Genomic DNA, 16,880 nt, shown 5'->3' with positions numbered 1-16,880 from the left:
TCCCCCTTTCCGATGAGCACCCAAGAATCCTCCGAGTCGCCCTCGACGCCGGCTGGCGTCGAGCCCGTGGCGGCACCCGCGCCAGCCCCGTCTCCTTCCACTGAAACGAGCGGGCCATCTGGCGACGCTGCTGGCGTTGGCGCCGGCGCTGCCGCTGATGCTCCCCAAGAAGGAGCCGGTGGTGCGTCCACTGCCGCCGCTGCCGCAGAGGGCGCCGCTCCGCACGGCGAGGGAGGCGAGAAGAAGCGCCGCCGTCGTCGTCGTCGCAAGAAGAAGGGACCCGGCGAGGCCGGCGTGGCTGCCGATGGCGCGCAAGCGCCGCAAGGCGACGAAAAGGACGACGATGCCGAGGGCGACGCGGAAGGCGATGCTCCCGGCGAGGCGGCGGCCGATGGCCGCGCCGACGACGCCGGCGCGCCCAAGGGCGACGCCAAAGGCGACGGCAAAAAAAAGCGCAAGAAGAAGAAGCGAGGCGAAGGCCCGGCGCGTGAGCGACCTGCGTTCAACGTGTCGGACGTCGTCTTCGGCAAGATCGTCGAAGTGAACGACGACGCGATCTTCATCGACCTCTCCGGCAAAGCCAACGCCATCTTCGACAAGCTCGAGTTGGTGCTGCCGGAAGACTCCATCGACGTCGAGGACGAGGCGCGGCACGCCGAGGAGCTTGCTGAATCCATCGTCGCCGGCACCATCGATCCGGACGTCGTTCTCGCACCTGCCGCCGCCCTCGAAGCGGCGCCCGTCGACGCCGCCGCCGAGCCGGCTCCCGCCCCGGCAGCCGCCGACGAAGGCGCCCGTGGCAAGATCATCCGCATCGTGCGCGCTTCGAGCGAGAGCGCCCAGCCGGCGGCCCCGGCTCCCGCCAACGGGGAAGGTGCCGCCGAGGGTTCGACCGACGCCAGCGCTGCGGCGCCGGCCGACGCAAACCCGGACGCCGTCGTAGACGGTGCTGCGGCCACCGAGCTCGAAGCGCCCGCCGCAGCGGCTCCCGACGAATCGGATGCCGACGCGCCTCGCGAGCAGGCGGCCTCTACCGAAGCCGACGGGGACGCGAAGAGCGGCTCGGTGCTGCAGCTCCCGCGCGTGGTTCTCGAGCCTGGCGCACCCTTCGTGGGCGTCGTTCGCAACGACGGCGTCCGCGGCGGGCACGTGGTGCTCACGCACCATCCGCACCGCGCCTCCAAATCCAAGCCCTTCGTCGCGGCGGCCTTCAAGAAGCGGTCGGAGATCTTGGGCCTCGTGACGGGCGTCATCAAGGGTGGCGTCGAGGTCGATCTCGACGGCGTTCGCGGCTTCGCTCCGGGCTCTCAAATGGATCTGCGCTTCGGCGCCGACCTCCGAAAGCTCGTCGGCAAGCGCTTGCCGTTCCACGTCTCGCACTACGCAAAGCGCGGCCGCGACGTCATCGTCTCGCGCCGTGCGATGCTCGAGTCGGAGGCGAAGGCCCTCCGCGAAGCGGCCCTCAGCCGTATCGCCGCGGGTCAAGTCGCGACGGGCGTCGTCCGGAGCGTCGTTCAGTTCGGCGCCTTCATCGACATCGGCGGCGTCGAGGGCCTCGTGCCCCTCATGGAGATGAGCCACAACCGCGGAGACCGTCCCAGCGACGTCTTCAAGGCTGGCGAGTCCATCGAAGTGCTCGTCCAGAAGATCGACGACCGCGGCAAGATTTGGCTCTCGCGAAAGGCCGTGCTCCCCGACCCGTGGGGGGAAGCCGCGAAGAAATACGCGCTCGGCACCAAACACTCGGGCAAGGTCGCGCGCATTCAACCCTTCGGCGTCTTCGTCGAGCTCGAGTCGGGCATCGACGGCCTCATTCACCTCGCCGACCTCTCGCTCAAGCGCATCGACAAGCCGGAAGACGTCGTCAAGGTCGGCGACGACATCGAGGTCGTCGTGGCCTCGCTCGATTCGGGACACCACAAGATTGGCCTTCACCCGGCCCTCACCGGTGCGATGGCCGACGAAGTCCCGCAGAAGGTCGAGGTCGGCAAGACGCTCAAGGTGCAGGTCGTCGCCATCGACCCGGGCGGCCTCATCATTCGCGTCCTCGGCGCAACGGGCCGGAGCGCCCGCGGCTTTATCCCCGCGTCGGCAACAGGAACGCCGCGTGGCACCGAGCTGCGCAAACACTTCCCGCCGGGGCACATTCTCGAGGCGAAGGTCTTGGAGCGCGATCCGCGGCGCGGCGAGGTGAAGCTGTCGGTCCGCGCGATGCAGCAAGAGACCGAGCGCAACGCCTACCAGGCGTACCGGCAGCAGGTGAAGCGTGAGGCCAAGTTCGGCACCTTCGCCGACTTGCTCGCGAAGAAGACGCCGCCGAAGTAGCGGCGCCGAGTCACCGACGCACAGGCCTAGCGATCGCGCGACGCCGCACTTCTCGGGCACCTTGGCGCGGCCGCCTCAGAGGAGGCGTCGTGCCTTGATGTCGAGGTAGCTCTTCACGAGCTCCGGCGTCACGTCGTCGGGGCGCGCGTCGATGACGAGCACGCCGGCGTTCCGGAGCGTTCGCACGAGCTCGTCGCGCGCCGCGAGGGCCTCGGCCGCCGCGGCCCGAACGAACAGGTCGCGTCGCTCGCGGGCAGGCTCCGTGGCGAGGGCTTCCACGTCGGTGTCGCGAAGGAGCACGCACAGGGGGAGGTGTTTGGGGAGCAGCGAGCGGAGGGCGCTGGCGAGCTCCTTGGACGAGTGAGGATCGAGCACGTTCGTCAAGACGACGAAGAGCGAGCGCGCCTTGACCTGGCTGCGCAAGAAGGCGATGGCGGCGCGAAAATCCGTCGCCTCGAGCGACGCTTCGAGCGCGTAAGCGGCCTGCGTCAGTTTGCGCGCGCCGGTGCGGCCGCTCGACGGCGGAAGAAACGCGCGGGGCAGCGCGTCAAAGACGAAGAGACCGGCCTTGTCGCCGCTGCGGAGCGCCGCGTCGGCGGCGAGGAGCGACGCGTTGAGCGCATGATCGATGGCCGTAAGACCCTGCCACTCGGCGCGCATCGCGCGGCCGACATCGAGCGCGAAGACGACGTTCTGGTTCGATTCGGCCTGAAACTGCCTCACCGTGAGATCGTCACGTCGCGCGCTTGCGCGCCAGTCAACGTGGCGAATCTCGTCGCCCCGCTGGTACGGGCGGAGGCGCTCGAACTCGGTGTCACCACCGCGCACGCGGAGCGAGCCGAGTCGCGCGTCTTGTCGGCCTTGCCGCCGAAGGAGCTCGAGCGCGCGTGCCGCGTGCACGTCCGGGTAGACGTCCACGGTGCCGGCGACGGCGATCCGTTCACGACGCCCCACGAGCCCCAAGGGACCGTCGTAGCGGACCGTCACGGCGCCGAAGCTTCGCGAGCCGCGACGCGTTGGCCGGACCTCGTAGCGAGCGATGAGGTTGCCGTGCGGCGGGGCAACGAAGGGCGCCGGCAGGCCGCGATCCTCGGCGTCGGCGAGCGGATCGTCGGCGATGGTGCCGCGAAGCTTCAGCCGGCTGTTGCTGCGCAACGTGAGCGAGACGGTGTTGTAGCGGCCCACAGAGAAGATGGCCGGCGCGCTTCGCTCTGCGGAGAAGCGCCGCCGTCCGACCAGCGACGCGACGTCGACGAGCGCGATCACGGCGAAGAGGCCGTCGAGCGCGAAGAGCGGCGCGCGCAGCTCGCGCGACACGACCGCCAGCGCCGAGAGCGCGGCCGTCAGTGCGAAGAGCGCCGCGAGGCGTCGGGTGGGGAGGAGCACCGTCTCAAAGCCTCAGGAGGAGACGCGCGGCACCGGCGTGGCGCGCACGATGTCAGCGATGCGATCGTCGGGGGTCGTCCCCTGGATCTGAGCGTCGGGGTGCAACAAGATGCGGTGCCGAAGCACCGTCGCGGCGAGCGGCTTGACGTCGTCGGGCGTGACGAAGTCACGGCCTTGGCTCGCCGCCATGACCTGTGACACGCGGAGCAGCGCCAGCGATGCACGCGGTGAGGCGCCGAGCTCGATGGCCCGGTCCTCGCGCGTGCGCCGTACGAGGTCGACCATGTAGGCGACGATCTCGTCGCCCACTCGCACGCGCGCGGCGCACGCTTGCATCTCGACGACTTGGGTCGCGGTGGCGATGGAGCGAAGCGTCGACAGATCGGCCGGGTCGAAGCCCGCCGCGTGGTTCTTGACGATCGTCGTCTCGGCGTCGCGACTCGGGTTTTGAACGAGCAGCTTCATGAGGAAGCGATCGAGCTGCGCTTCCGGGAGCGGGTAGGTGCCCTGTGATTCGATGGGGTTCTGCGTGGCGAGCACCATGAAGGGGGCCTCGAGCTTTCGCGAGACGCCGTCGACGGTGATCTGCCGATCTTGCATCGCCTCAAGGAGCGCCGATTGGGTCTTGGCCGGCGCGCGGTTGATCTCGTCGGCGAGCACGAGCTGCGCGAAGAGCGGACCGGGCACGAAGGTGAAGGTGCTCGTGGCGCGGTCCAAGACCGACGAGCCGGTGATGTCGCTCGGCATGAGGTCGGGCGTGAACTGAATGCGCTTGAATCCGCAACCGGCGACGCTGGCGAGGGCGCGGAGCGCGAGCGTCTTGCCGAGGCCCGGCGCGCCCTCAACGAGCACGTGACCCTGCGCAAACAGCGCCGCTAGTGCGCCCGTGAGAAGCTCGTCTTGCCCAATGACCACGGAGCCGATCTGCCGCTGCATGGCGTCGAAGAGGTCCGCGAAACTTTTCGTATCCATCATGTCCTTCCGTTGCGCGGCTCCGCGCGCGGGCCGTTCATTCGCTGCTGAGTCACGTTCGCCGTTTCGAGGTGTGAGGTTCGCGCGCCGGCGCTTCCGCCTTCGCGAAGAGGTCGCAGAGCTCCCGAAGGGTGGCGAGCTCGTCGCCCCGCTTCCCGTCGCCGGCCTTCACGTGGACGACGCGGTCCAAGAGGCGCTGGCACTCGTCCTTCGGCGCGAGGCTGCGCTGCGACAGCACTGTCGCCGCGTCGGCGCCTCGCCCGCCGCGCATTCGAAGTCGGCCGACCACGAAGCGGCCGTAGCACGCCAGCGCGTGGGGCGTCGCCTGGGCGTGCGCGTAGAGGGACGCGGTCGCGTGGACGTGTTCGGCGAAGGCCCGGCGCGCCTCCGGTGGAGCCTTGCGCGGGGCACGCGAGCGAGCGCCGACGGCTACCGCCAAGACGAGCGCGAAGAAGAGCGCGTGCCCAAGCGGAAGGCCGAGGCCGGCGCGGATGAGCGACGAGAGCGGATCGGAAGACGGCGTGATGCCGCCGAGCTCGTCGATGACGACGAGGTCCTTGGTGCCGAGATGGGACACGAGCACGATGAAGGCGCTCGCGTTTCCCTCTCGCGACAGGCCGACGTTCGTCATCAGATCCGCTCCGGCGACGCCGAGGACCGAGCCGCTGCCGAACTCGCCGACGCTCGCGTAGGCGCCGCTGCCGTCTTCGTGGGAGGCGACGGCGCGCCCCTCCTGTCCGTCCCAGCGAAACGCCGAGCCGTGGGCGAGCCGCGCCTTGCGTGGCGACGTCGCTTGGGCCACCTCGAGGGCGCTCGCGGCCTTCTCTTCGCAGGCGTCCTCGTCGATTCCGTTGCAGTCGAACTCGACGGGCGCCCCGACGACGACGTCACGCGAGCGCGTCGGGACGTCGCGAGCGCTCCAGACCTTCGGCCACCCCCACTGGGGACCGAAGAGCGCGACCTTTCCGCCGCCACGCACGAAGCGGTCGAGCCCCGCGGTGGCTTCGTCGTCGAGGTGCGCCTTTGAACCGTGAATCAAAATGGCGGGCGCTGGCGCCCCGGGCTTCGGCGCTTCGAGGCGGGCTAGCGGCTGCTTGGGGCGCGCGAGCTTGAAGCCCTGCCGCTCCAACAGCGCCTTGGCGATGTCGAAGCCCGCCGGATCGGGGGCCTTTGGCACGACGCTGTTCTGGCATCCCCCCACAAGCAAGAGAGCGAGCGTCATGACGGCGCCGCGGACGAGCAGCGTCGCGCGCCGGCCGACCTCCGCCACCTGCGCCGGGTCGGGGTCTCGACCGCCAAAATGCACGACGTCGACCTCGCGGACGATGGCTCGGAGCTCGGGCCGGGCCGTCTCCTCGGCGCAGGTGCGGACGTATTCGCCGTTCGTGCGATCGCGCGTGATGCGAATTGCGCCGCGGACGTCGAGGGCGCGGAGCGCAGCGTGCAAGAAGCCGTGGAGCGCCTCTCGAAGATCGCCGCGGCCGAGCGCCGCCTCGGCTCGCTCGAGGAGCGACTCAGGCGCGCCCGGTGGGAGCGGCACCGCTTCGCGCGTCACGACCGTCGCCGCGTCGGGGGCCTGCTCCGGCAACTCCTCTTCGCGCGGCGCCCGCAGGCGGGACAAGAGGCTTCGGACCAGGACGTAGAGCAACGAGCCCAGGCCGAGCGCGAGGACCGTCCAGCCGAGGGCCGGCGCGATGGATCCTAGGAAGCGAGCGAGCGCTTCCCAGAACGGCGAGGGCGCGTCCCTTGGCTTAAGGAGGTTGTCGCATTGCTTCTTAAAGCCGGCGCAGTTCGGCACCTCTCCTGCGAGCCCGCACATGCGGATGGCGTCGCCGCTCGGCAGCGGCTTCGGCCGCTCGCAGAAGCCATTGAGCTCCTGGCGCAGCGCGCGCACGTCTTCGTCGGCGCGATTGGCGTCGGTGTGCACGCTCGACGCCGGCGCCGCGCGCGCGTGGGTCGCGACGATGAGCACGAGCGTCAGCGTGCCTGCAAAGGGGAGCCTCACGGGCGCTCCGGCAGCAGGCTCGAGCGCGGCTCGCTCTCGGTCCGACCAAGGCGCGCGAAGACCGTCTGGATGTCCCAGCCCTCCGCGCGCGTGCGAATGTTGATGTAGAGGAGGAATCGAACCAGTGCCGCGTAGGGCACTGCGAGCCAGAAGCCCAAGACCGCGAGCGCGCTGCCCCCGTCTTCGAGCAGTTCGCCGCCGGGTTGAATGCTGAGCACGCTCTCCAAGAAGACGCGCCCTACCTTGTCGACCAGGAAGGGCGCGGCGACGAGCACCAGCGTCGTCGCCAGCCAGCCGAGCAACGCGTCGCCCGTCGCGAGCCCCGCGAGGCGGGTCGAGCGCTGGATCGCATCCATGACGCGCGCTCGCTCGAGCAGCAGCGCCTCGGGGGCGAAGATGCACGCCGCCGAGACCCAGACCCCTGGCAGCACAAAGAAGAACGCTCCGGCCATCGTCATCGTTAGCAGCAGCGTGCGGACGCCGAGCAGCGTGATGGCCCTCTTCGCGGAGCGCGACAGCGCGGCGCGCACCGACGGATCTTGCTCAAAGACGAATTGGCCGACGAGCACCGTGAAGGGAGCCGTCACGAGGCCGCTCGCGGCCAACGCGAAGAGCCAAGCCCAAGCCCATCCGGCTGTCTTGCCGAGGGCGATGGTCACGAACACCGGCAGCGGCAGCGCGATGAGGCTCAGCCTCGCGAGGGGCCCGAAGGCCGCGCGCGTGAACGGAAAGGAGAGGTCGAGGACGTCGACGAACGTTCGGTCGCGGAGCCGAACGCGGGACGTGGCGAAGGCGGCTTCAGTCACGCGCCACCTCGCGCCCGGCGAAGACGAAGTAGGCCACGAGCAACAAGAGCATCCCCGCCCCGAAGACGTGCTTGACGACGTCGGGCAACGACGACGACGACCAGAAACCCTCGATGCCGGCGGCCAAGAGCAACATGACGGCGGCGCCGGCGACGATGACGATGATCTCCTTGGCGGCGCGCTGCAGCGCGATCACCCGAGGAAAGGGCCCCGGCACCACCATCGACCAACCGAGCGACATGCCGGCGCCGCCGGCGATCACGATGGCCCCGAGTTCGAGGCCGCTGTGGCTAACGACGAACGTGAGGATGTTGTGGCCCGCACCTTGCGCGGCGACGTAGCCAAAGATGGCTCCCGTGAAGAGGCCGTTCATCACGAGGTAGAGCGCCGAGCCGACGCCGGCGAAGATGCCGGTTGCGAAGCACCGGAGGGCGATGCCGACGTTGTTGTACACGTAGAAACCCGCCATGCCGGCGTCTTGCCCCTCGCCGCGCCCGGCGCCAAAGCCCTCCTTGTAGCCCTCCGCGAGCTGCTTGAGCATGGGCTCGGGGACCACGCGAAACGTGAACGACGGATCGACCGTCGCCCAGATGAGGCCCACGGCGAAGGGCACGAAGAAGAGGGCGAAGGCCAAGAGCATCGCCTTCCATCGGCTGCGCACGGCCCGTGGGAACGCGAGGAGCGCCGAACGCGCCGAGCCCGGCGTCATGCCAAAGGGCAGGTCGGCCCTTAGCGGCGCGCGGCTGTAGACGAGGGCGTGACTCTCAGCGGTCAGCGCCGAGAGGTAGTCCACCAAGGGCGCGCTGTAGCGAGCGGCTTGCGCGGCGGCGAGATCGCAGCACGCGTCGCTGTAGAGGAGCGGGAGCCTCGCGACGTCGACCTCGGGAAGGGCGCGGAGGCGTCCGTTCTTGGCCTTGGTGACGAGCGTCTCGAGCTCGACCCAGGCGCCGTTGCGACGCCGGACGAAGGCCGGCTCCGCGACGTGAGAGGTCAGAGCCATCCCGCACCTCCCCGCGACGAAGGCGGGCCCTCGCCGCGGCCCGACGAGCGCGCGCGATCGTAGAGCAACGCGAGGACGCGAACCGGGTTCGTGTAGCGGAGACCGTGCCGCTCGGCGAACGTGGGCGCGATCATTTGCGCCAACTCCTGTTCGCGAGCCTCGCCGAGCTTCCGACGGCGCAAGAAGAGCTCGAGCGCGGAGCGCTCTTCTGCATCGATGGCGAGGGAGGGCGGCAGCTCGGCCTGCTCCGCCGGTGAAGGCGGTGCGATCTGAATGGGCTCGGCGCGATCGGTGCGTTCGACGATGACAACGACGGTGCCGGCGACCACGTCACCAATGCGCTGCAGGCGCTTGGTGATCAACATGGCCACGAGGCCCGCCGGGTAGAGCAGCGCGAGGGCGTGGCTGAAGAGCGAGAGCAGGCCGGCCGAATAGGCGAGCGGCATGGCGTCGGCGGCTCGCAGCAGGTTTCGCAACGCGGCGTGCGAGAAGCCGATGGGTTGGCCCGTCGTTGTGACCACCTTCATGCCGAGCGCGAGTTTGCCGAGGCTCGCGCCGCGCGTCGCCTCGAAGTACACGAAGTAGCCCCACTCGACGGCGAACAAGAGAACGAGCAAGAGGCCTTGCGCCAGTCCCAAGAGGTCCATCGCGCCCATGCTGTGACCGAGCGCCGCCGCGACGAGCAACGTCGCCACCATGCCCACCACAAGCACCAAGAAGCACACGACCTGATCGACGAGGTGCGCCAAAGCGCGCCTTCCGGGCCCCGCGAGCCGGTAGCGGAACACGATGTGCTCCGGCGTCTCGATGGCGACGTCGGTGTCGATGAGGTCCAAGGCGGCCGATGATACGCGAGGTGAGGGCCTTGGGGCGGGCACCAAGGGCGTAGCCCGCTCTTCCCGGGTCGGCCGTGATCTTGCGCATCGCATGGTTCGTGCGGGTCGGCGTTTCTCCCGCGCGCGACACCGGCGGTGGGGCGGCAGCGCAGAATTTTCCGCACTTGCGCGCGGCACGTCGTTTGCTGCGCTGGGGAAGCCATGAGCCTCCGCCCACTCCTCTCCGCCTTGGGTCTCACCGCCGCCGCCGCGCTCGGCTGCGCCTCTCCGACGGGCGAATCGCCGACCGACGAGAGCGCGCTCTCGGAGCCGCGCGAGTTCGACTTCGACGTCCGGTCGCGGCTCGAGCGAGCGGGTGAGCTCGACGAGCGAAACTCATATTGGGCCGCTCGCCTCGCCGCCATTTCCTACGAGCACGACACCGACGCGAGCCTTCAGACCGGCCTTCGCGCGGCAGGGGTGCCCTTCGAGGAAGCCTTCGTGTTCCACGCCTCGGAAGGGGACTCCAAGAACCCGCTGGCTCGGCACTCAGGCACCAGCGGCATTTACGTGAGGGCGAGCGGCGCCGGGTTCCTCGTGTTTCGCGGCTCCGAAGACGGCAAGACCAACGACGCCATCACCGACGCGGTCGCGCTCCAGGTCGAGGCTCGCTATTCGCTCACGCGAGCGTCCGCGGGACAGGTTCACCTTGGCTTCCACACAGCGCTCGATTCCGTATGGAAGCCGCTCCGTGAGAAGCTCGTCCGCCGTCACGGTGACCGCCGCCTGCCGCTCTACGTCATGGGCCACAGCTTGGGCGGCGCCATCGCGACGCTCGCGGTGCACCAGTTGCTCTTCGATGAGTGCCTAAACAGCACCATGGCGCGCATCGACGTCGCCGGCCTGTGCGAGCAGAACTACGTGCCGGTCGCGGCGCTCTACACCTTCGGCTCGCCGCGAACCGGCAACCAAGAGTTCGTCGAGATGATGGTTGCGCGCGCGAAGGAGACGGGGACCAAGTTCTTCCGCTTCGTCAACGTCGGCGATCAGGTTTCGATGTTGCCGCGTTACGCCCCCGTCGCCGTGGTCGAGCCATTCCGACATCTCGGCGAAGCGGGCGACGAGAAGGCCTTCGCGGTTCTCCTTCACAAGGATGGCCAGGTCACCTTCCGCCCCACCGTCGGCTGCGACGCTGACGGTCGGCTCGCGCAATGCGACCTCAGCCTATGGACCGGCTTGGAGGGCGTCGCCGGCGGCACGCCCCCGTGGCACGTCGAGCACTCGCGGTCGATCTACCTCGAACGCCTCCGCGCCACCGTCATGCGCGCGGGCACGAGCCCGGCGAAGTAGCGAGCCACGAGGCAGAGCGCTACCGGGCGCGCTCTCGCGTCACCGGGCCTTCGAGCGCGTCATCGATGGTCAGTCGCTCGAGCGTCCCTTCGCGGAGCGTCGCGAGGCGCAGAGAGAGCTCTTGATCGTGTTTCGCGGAGGGCACCGTCGTCTCGTAATGGACGGCGACGCAGCGCTTGAGGCGTGCGGCGACGAGGGTGACGTGACCGCGGATGGGCGCCTCGGGCGTCGCGCCCGGTTCGAGGGCAACCCAGGTGCGGACGTCGTCGCCGCCGGGACGGATCCCCGCGGTCTCATCGACGGCGACGGCGCTTGCCGGGGGCACGAGGCGACGATCGCGCGCCTTCGCCTCGCAGCCGGCCCTCGTTTGGACATCGGCTTCGTACCAACGAAGCGCGACAAGCTTGGCGTTCGTGGTCGGGTGCAACGCCACGAGTTCCGCTTTCGAGCGATCGTCGATGCGCCACTCACGGCCGCCGGGGAGCCGCAGGGTCAGGCCGAAGCGCGTCGAGTGGAACGTGCCCCACGCGTCCGCGCCGCGCGCGCTGGCGTCGCCGGGCTTGCCGGACGCGGGAACCGGGCCCGGGGATGCGCCACACCCGGCGGCGATGAGGAGCAGCAGCGAGAGGTGAAGCGCGCGCATCGAAGGATCACGACGTACCATGCCTCCCCGCGAAGCGGAACGTGTTCGCTCCGCCGCGCGCGCGGCGCGGTTGTGCAGGCGCGGTGCACTTGACGACCTTGCACTTCAAGTTCGTTGGATCCGCCGATCCACGCGACATTCTCGGTGAATTTCGGGGCGTTTCACGGCGATTCACGGTGCGGTGCCGGCACGCCCGCTGCAGTGGAGGGGCAACACCATGCGATTGTCCCTCCGCTCCGTTCGCTTGCTCCGCGGCCTGCCCGCGGTCTTCATGCTCGTTCCTCTCGTGGCCGTCGCCTGCGGCGATGCGCAGCCGAGTCCCTGCGAGAAGTTCCCCAACGCGGCCGCGTGTCGACCGAAGAACGCCGCCACGGGAAGCTTCGTCGAGGCCGGCGCGCCGATCACCGTGTACGCCACGCCTCCGACCGCCGTCGTCGCGGCCGATGCCGGCGCCGCGCGCGACGCCGCCGTCGCCATGAAGCCGGATGGCGGTCGGCCCCAAGTGCCGCCGGCGCAACAGGCGTGCGGTGATCTCGGCCGTTGCTGCTCCAAGATCAAGAGCACCATCGAGAAGGCCGCTTGCATGGCCGTCGCCTACGGGGGCAAACCGAGCACCTGCGCCACGGCCGTCATCGGCTACCAGCTCCTCGGATGCGGGCACTCGCCCTTCTCGCTGCCCACCGGCGGCTCCAGCGGCGGGACCCAGGACGATGACGGCGACGGGACGCCCGACTTCGTCGACCCCGACAGCGAGGCGGACGTGACGCTCGAGGATTACTGTGCGTCGTACCCAAGCGACGAGGTCTGCACGGACGTCACGACAGGCGGAGCCGGAGCCTACGACTCGGATCCATGCGTGCAGTTTCCCAACAATTTCGAGTGCCAAGAGCCGTCGACCGATCCCTTCGCCGGTGATCCGGACTTCGTTGGGCCGCCGGACCCCTTTGGCCCGCCCGATCCGACCGATCCGTTTGGCCCGCCCGATCCGACCGATCCATTCGGACCGCCCGATCCGTTCGATCCGTTCGACCCGTCCGATCCCTCGGACCCTGGCGATCCCTTCGGCGGCTTCGACCCGGACCCCTGAGCCGGTGGCTCCGCGCCTAACGGTCGACGCGTGACGGGCTCGTGCTAGAGCCACGCCGTGCCCTACGTCGAGTGTCCGCCTCCGCCCGACCTCGCCAGCGCCATCGAGTGCTTCTGGCGCCTCGAAGGTACGGGGCGCCCGCACCGCGTCTTGCCCGACGGGTGCATCGACATCCTGCTGTCCTGCGACGCGGGGGTCGAACAGGGGGAGGCTGCTCCTTTGGAGGCGCGTGCGGTCGAGGCGCGGGTGGTGGGGACCATGACGAGCGCCATCGTCGTCGCCCCACCGCCGGGCGCGATCGCGATCGGGGCACGCTTTCGACCCGGCGAGGCGGCGCGCTTCATTCCGGAAGCCGACGCGTCGTTCACGGACACCGCGGTGATGCTCTCGGACCTTTGGGGGACGGCGGGGCAGGACCTTGACGGGGCCTTCGCCGTCGGTGGTCGCTGGGCTGACGAGTTGGTCGGGCTCTTGCGGCGACGGCTGGCGCTGAAAGGGCGCGCCGTCGACCTTCGCGTTCGCGCCGCGGTCGCGCACCTCTCCGCCGGCGAATCGGTGCGCTTCACCGCCGCGGAGGTCGGCCTCTCGGAGCGTCAGCTTGCGCGGCGCTTCACCGCGCGTGTGGGCATCGCACCGAAAGTCTTCGCCCGCGTCGCGCGGCTGCGTCGCGCCGCGGCCGACCTTGCGTCGGGCGCCTCGCTGACGGAAGCGGGGGCCGCTGCCGGCTACGCCGATCAGGCGCACTTCACGCGCGAGGCGAGAGAGCTTGCGGGAACGACGCCGCGCCGGCTGGCCTCGGAGCTCGCCACCGCGTCCTGACCGATTTGTTCAAGACGCGAGCGATGGCGGCTGGCTAGATCAGGCGCGCCGGGCGGCGGACCCGCTGGCTACGAAGGAGTTCACATGCCCATTGTCCCGGACATGATCGGTATCGTTGTGGCGGACTTGCCCCGCGCCATTCGGTTCTATCGCCTGATTGGTTTGGCCTTCCCCGACGTTGCTCCCGGCGAAGACTTCGTCCAGGTGACGACGGACAACGGCTACCGCATTTCGCTCAACTCGCAGGAGCTCGACAAGTCGCTGACGCCAAACTGGGAACCGCCGAGAGGGCAGCGGGTCACGCTAGCCTTTCGCTGCGACTCGCCGGCGCATGTCGACGCGACCTTTAGGGCGGTCGTGGAGGCCGGGCACGAGGGGCTCAAGGCGCCGTGGGATGCCTTCTGGGGCCAACGTTATGCGATGGTGCAGGATCCCGACGGCGCGGTGATCAGCCTTTTCGCGCCCCTTGGGTAGCCGCCTCGCAGCCGAAGCTCGCCTCCAGCGACTCCAGCGACTCCAGCGACTCCGGCGAGAGTGACGACCTCTACTGGGCTCTCCGAGTCACCGCATGTCTCGAAAATGAAACTGGGCCGCGCGCGCGAGCACGCAGCCCAGTGTCACGCTTCGCGTCGGGGCTCAGTTGGCGGCGATGATGCCGCAAGACCCGCGCGAGCCGGCATCGCCGGCAGGCTGGCTGACGCCGTCGTCGACGCCGTTGTGGAAGATGATCGCGTGACCGACGACCGAGTTCGGGCCCGCCGTGACGGTCCAGTTCGGATTCGTGAGAACCAACGTGCCGCTGCCGCCGGCCCCGATCTCGATGTTGCCCATGTCGCCGATGTGGTGGACGGCCGCGTCGGGGTAGCCGTGGCTCGCGTCGAGCGAGTTCCAGTGTGGACCGGCGCCGGTGCCGGGAGCGGGCGCAGCGCCGTCAGGCGTGCCGGCGTCGCCCGTCGAGCAATCGCCGTTGGCGTGAATGTGGATGCCGTGCGGCCCGGGCGAAGCGCCGGCGATGGTGATGGTCACCGTCGCGCCGCCGCCCGCGTTCTCGACGAACGTCGCGCTGCCGCTGGCGGTGCCGCCCACGGTCGTCGGTTGAATGCTCGCCAAAGCCGTCTTCGGGCCCGCGTCGACGACGGTGCCGGTGTCCGGGGTGGTCGTCGTGCCGGTGTCCTTGGTTCCACCCGAGTCGGTGCTCGACGTGGCATCGCTGCCGCCGCCGCCGTCGGTCGTGGTCGAGGTCGTCGGCTTCGCCGTGGTCTCGTCGCTCGAGCAACCGTAGAGCGCGGCCGCCACGCTTACGCCCAGCACAAGCAAGCCCGTCAATCGTCGCGTCGCAATCGAAGTCAATCGCATGAAGATCCTCCCTCAACGAGCCCCATCCTCGTGGCAGCTCAACAAGCCAGGCTACGGGAAATCCAGGGTGCGACAAAGCGCCGCAGTCGGGCCGCACAATTCCGCCCGCGGTGCGGTCTCGGGTCTTCGTCGACGACTGGGGCGCCGCCGCGGGGTGACTCGGACTCAGTCGACGTTGGCATCGGCGCCACCGGCGTCGCTGCCGCTTGCGTCGTCGGAGCTGGAGGCGCCGTCGCTCCCGCCGTCCTGCTCTCCCAGGCTCGTCGCCGCGTCGTTGTCGGCGAGGGGCGAGGCGAGCGCCCGCCCGTCGGCGGACGCGTCGACGGACACGTTGGCAAAGCAACCAGGCGGGTCCCAGGTGAAGCCCGCCGAGCCGCGAGGGCAGGCGTTCTCGCTCGCCACGCAGACGCCACCGCCGGTCCCACCGAAGCACCACCCGCAGCCCAAGACCGGCGTGCACTCCCCGCAAGTTGGGTGCACTGTGCACACAGGTGGCCGAGCATGGCGGCGATGGCGATGCCCTTCGCCGCCATCGCAGGATGCCGTCGCGAGGGCGGCGAACGTCAAAAACCCGCTCAGCGGAAGGACTCGCATCGGCAGACTTTGCCAAAGATCGGGCCGACGAGCGAGCCGCTTCGCATTTCAGGGCCTCGCCGCGGCGTCCGAGGGCGCGTATGCTCCCCCCCGGGGAGGCGGCGGCGGGGGCCTATGACGGACGAAGACGAACGCGCGGACGACGTGCATTTTCGGGCCCTCGTGGAGGCGGCGCCCGATGGCGTCGTCGTCTCGCGTCGGGGGGTCGTCCTCTTCGCGAACGCCGCGGCGTTGCGGCTGCTGGGTTGCCAAGAGCCCTCCGACCTCGTCGGCCGCTCGATGGGGGAGTTTCTTTCGCCCGACGACATGCGCGTGATGCAAGAGCGCATCATGGCGAGCCGCGGCGGCGAAAGCCTCGGTCCTCGTACGTATCGCGCGAAGCGCAAAGATGGCGGCGAGGTCGCCGCCGAGATCACCTCGCTGCCGCTACCCTGGGAAGGCGGCCCGGCGGTCATCGCCTTTGCACGCGACGTGACCGAGCGCGCCCGCCTTGAGGCCGAGTTGGCGCGCGCCGAACGCCTCGCCTCGGTGGGGACGTTGGCGACGGGCCTCGCGCACGAGATCAACAATCCGCTGGCCTTTGCGCTCTTGAGTCTCGATCGCCTCCGTCGCGTCGCGACCGGCGAGGCCGATGAAGACGGGCGTCGCCAAGTCGAGGGAATCCTCTCCGACGTGCGCGGTGGCCTCGATCGCGTGGCCGCCATCGTCCGCGACCTTCGCGCCTTCGCTCGCGACGGTGACGGTCGCAGCGGAAGCGCGAACCTCGCGACGGTGGTCGGCGACGTTCGTCGCCTCGTCGCTCACGAGGTCGAGCCGCGCGCTCGGCTCGCGGTCGAGGTTGGTGAGCTCCCGCGTGTTCGCGGCGACGCGCTCCGCATCGAGCAGGTCCTCGTGAACCTCATCGTGAACGCGGCGCAGTCCTTCGCGCGGCCGGCCCCCGAGAACCTCATCGCGCTCTCGGCGGACTGCGAGCGATCCGGCCGCGTCGTCGTGACCGTGCGCGACAACGGTGAAGGCATGGCGAGCGACGTCCTCGCGCGGGCCTTCGATCCATTCTTTACGACGAAGGCCGGCTCCGGCAGCGGCCTCGGTCTCTGGATCTGCCACACCATCGTCGAGAAGCTCGGCGGCAAGCTCACACTCGAGAGCCGCCTCGGCGGTGGCACCACGGCGCGGCTCGAGCTCGCCTCCGCCGACGACGTCGACGCGATCCTCGCCGCGCCTCGGAGCGAGCGCGTCAGCGCTCCCGCCCGGCGCTCGGTGCTGGTCGTAGACGACGAGCCGGCGCTCCTCCGAACGGTTCAGGCGCTCTTGTCGGATCGTTTCCAAGTGGAGGTGGCCACCTCTGGCGACCAAGCCATTCATCGACTGACGGGAGACGCCCCGCCCGACGTGGTCCTCTGCGATGTGCAAATGCCCGGCGTGAGCGGCGTCGACGTCTTCACGCGCGTTGCGCGGGAGCGCCCGGGCCTTGAGGATCGCATCGTCTTCATGTCGGGCGGGAGCTTCCTCGATGACACGGTTCAGTTTCTCGCGAGCGTGCCGAACCGTCGCATCGAGAAGCCCTTCTCGATCTCCGCGCTCGAGGCGGCGCTCTTGGAGGGCCCGCCGAGCTCTCGGGCCTAGCGTTCGGGCCAGCGTTCTGGCCTAGCGTTCGGGCGTCGCGTTCGGCTTCAGGCCGCTCGCGCCCCGCGGCCAAGAGACGGCGTTGTTCCCCGCCCT

Annotated in this window: 15 protein-coding genes; 6 read left to right on the top strand and 9 right to left on the bottom strand. The window is 69.7% G+C overall.

The annotated features are described in order from the left end of the window. Positions 1-12: 12 nt before the first annotated feature. Complete coding sequence (locus tag IPG50_12530) at positions 13-2,325, top strand: S1 RNA-binding domain-containing protein (protein MBK6693008.1); 2,313 nt, start codon at positions 13-15, stop codon at positions 2,323-2,325. A gap of 75 nt (positions 2,326-2,400) precedes the next feature. On the opposite strand, the gene IPG50_12525 is transcribed toward IPG50_12530, so the two are convergent. Genes IPG50_12525 through IPG50_12500 form a run of 6 tightly spaced genes read right to left on the bottom strand, consistent with a single transcriptional unit; the run spans position 2,401 to position 9,330 of the window. Next, the gene (locus IPG50_12525; protein MBK6693007.1) at positions 2,401-3,711 is read right to left on the bottom strand and encodes a DUF58 domain-containing protein; all 1,311 of its coding nucleotides are present in this window, start codon (positions 3,709-3,711) and stop codon (positions 2,401-2,403) included. A gap of 12 nt (positions 3,712-3,723) precedes the next feature. Next, positions 3,724-4,683 (bottom strand): MoxR family ATPase, encoded by a 960-nt coding sequence (locus IPG50_12520; protein MBK6693006.1) that lies wholly within the window; start codon positions 4,681-4,683, stop codon positions 3,724-3,726. A gap of 52 nt (positions 4,684-4,735) precedes the next feature. After that, positions 4,736-6,688 (bottom strand): DUF4129 domain-containing protein, encoded by a 1,953-nt coding sequence (locus tag IPG50_12515; protein ID MBK6693005.1) that lies wholly within the window; start codon positions 6,686-6,688, stop codon positions 4,736-4,738. Further along, positions 6,685-7,494: a hypothetical protein gene (locus tag IPG50_12510; protein MBK6693004.1), complete on the bottom strand. Its 810-nt coding sequence runs from the start codon at positions 7,492-7,494 to the stop codon at positions 6,685-6,687. The genes IPG50_12515 and IPG50_12510 overlap by 4 nt, the downstream gene beginning before the upstream one ends. Then, entirely contained in the window at positions 7,487-8,494 is a 1,008-nt protein-coding gene (locus tag IPG50_12505; protein MBK6693003.1) for a stage II sporulation protein M, read from the bottom strand. Before IPG50_12505 ends, IPG50_12510 begins: the two co-directional genes overlap by 8 nt. Beyond that, a complete protein-coding gene (locus IPG50_12500; GenBank protein MBK6693002.1) occupies positions 8,485-9,330 on the bottom strand; it encodes an RDD family protein in 846 nt (281 codons plus the stop codon). Before IPG50_12500 ends, IPG50_12505 begins: the two co-directional genes overlap by 10 nt. A 201-nt stretch (positions 9,331-9,531) precedes the next feature. Here IPG50_12500 and IPG50_12495 point away from each other — a divergent pair, with 201 nt between their 5' ends. After that, the gene (locus IPG50_12495; GenBank protein MBK6693001.1) at positions 9,532-10,659 is read left to right on the top strand and encodes a lipase family protein; all 1,128 of its coding nucleotides are present in this window, start codon (positions 9,532-9,534) and stop codon (positions 10,657-10,659) included. A gap of 19 nt (positions 10,660-10,678) precedes the next feature. Here the strand turns inward: IPG50_12495 and IPG50_12490 are convergent, their stop codons facing one another. Then, positions 10,679-11,302, bottom strand: coding sequence for a hypothetical protein (locus IPG50_12490; protein ID MBK6693000.1), 624 nt, complete (start codon positions 11,300-11,302; stop codon positions 10,679-10,681). Between the two features lie 217 nt (positions 11,303-11,519). On the opposite strand from IPG50_12490, the gene IPG50_12485 reads away from it, so the two are divergent. The 3 genes from IPG50_12485 (at position 11,520) to IPG50_12475 (ending at position 13,682) form a co-directional block, all read left to right on the top strand. Further along, positions 11,520-12,389, top strand: coding sequence for a hypothetical protein (locus tag IPG50_12485; protein ID MBK6692999.1), 870 nt, complete (start codon positions 11,520-11,522; stop codon positions 12,387-12,389). A gap of 57 nt (positions 12,390-12,446) precedes the next feature. Then, a complete protein-coding gene (locus IPG50_12480; GenBank protein ID MBK6692998.1) occupies positions 12,447-13,208 on the top strand; it encodes a helix-turn-helix transcriptional regulator in 762 nt (253 codons plus the stop codon). A gap of 84 nt (positions 13,209-13,292) precedes the next feature. Then, positions 13,293-13,682: a VOC family protein gene (locus IPG50_12475; GenBank protein MBK6692997.1), complete on the top strand. Its 390-nt coding sequence runs from the start codon at positions 13,293-13,295 to the stop codon at positions 13,680-13,682. A 162-nt stretch (positions 13,683-13,844) separates the two neighbouring features. Here IPG50_12475 and IPG50_12470 read toward each other — a convergent pair whose 3' ends face one another. Continuing rightward, the gene (locus IPG50_12470; protein ID MBK6692996.1) at positions 13,845-14,564 is read right to left on the bottom strand and encodes a superoxide dismutase family protein; all 720 of its coding nucleotides are present in this window, start codon (positions 14,562-14,564) and stop codon (positions 13,845-13,847) included. Between the two features lie 165 nt (positions 14,565-14,729). Continuing rightward, the gene (locus IPG50_12465; protein MBK6692995.1) at positions 14,730-15,158 is read right to left on the bottom strand and encodes a hypothetical protein; all 429 of its coding nucleotides are present in this window, start codon (positions 15,156-15,158) and stop codon (positions 14,730-14,732) included. 114 nt (positions 15,159-15,272) lie between these two features. On the opposite strand from IPG50_12465, the gene IPG50_12460 reads away from it, so the two are divergent. Beyond that, positions 15,273-16,784 (top strand): PAS domain S-box protein, encoded by a 1,512-nt coding sequence (locus IPG50_12460; GenBank protein ID MBK6692994.1) that lies wholly within the window; start codon positions 15,273-15,275, stop codon positions 16,782-16,784. The last annotated feature ends 96 nt before the right edge of the window (positions 16,785-16,880 follow it).

Source organism: Myxococcales bacterium (assembly GCA_016703425.1).
GTDB lineage: Bacteria > Myxococcota_A > Polyangia > Polyangiales > Polyangiaceae > JADJCA01.
The sequence above is the reverse complement of the archived record's forward strand: the minus strand, read 5'-3'. Positions and strand labels throughout refer to the sequence as shown.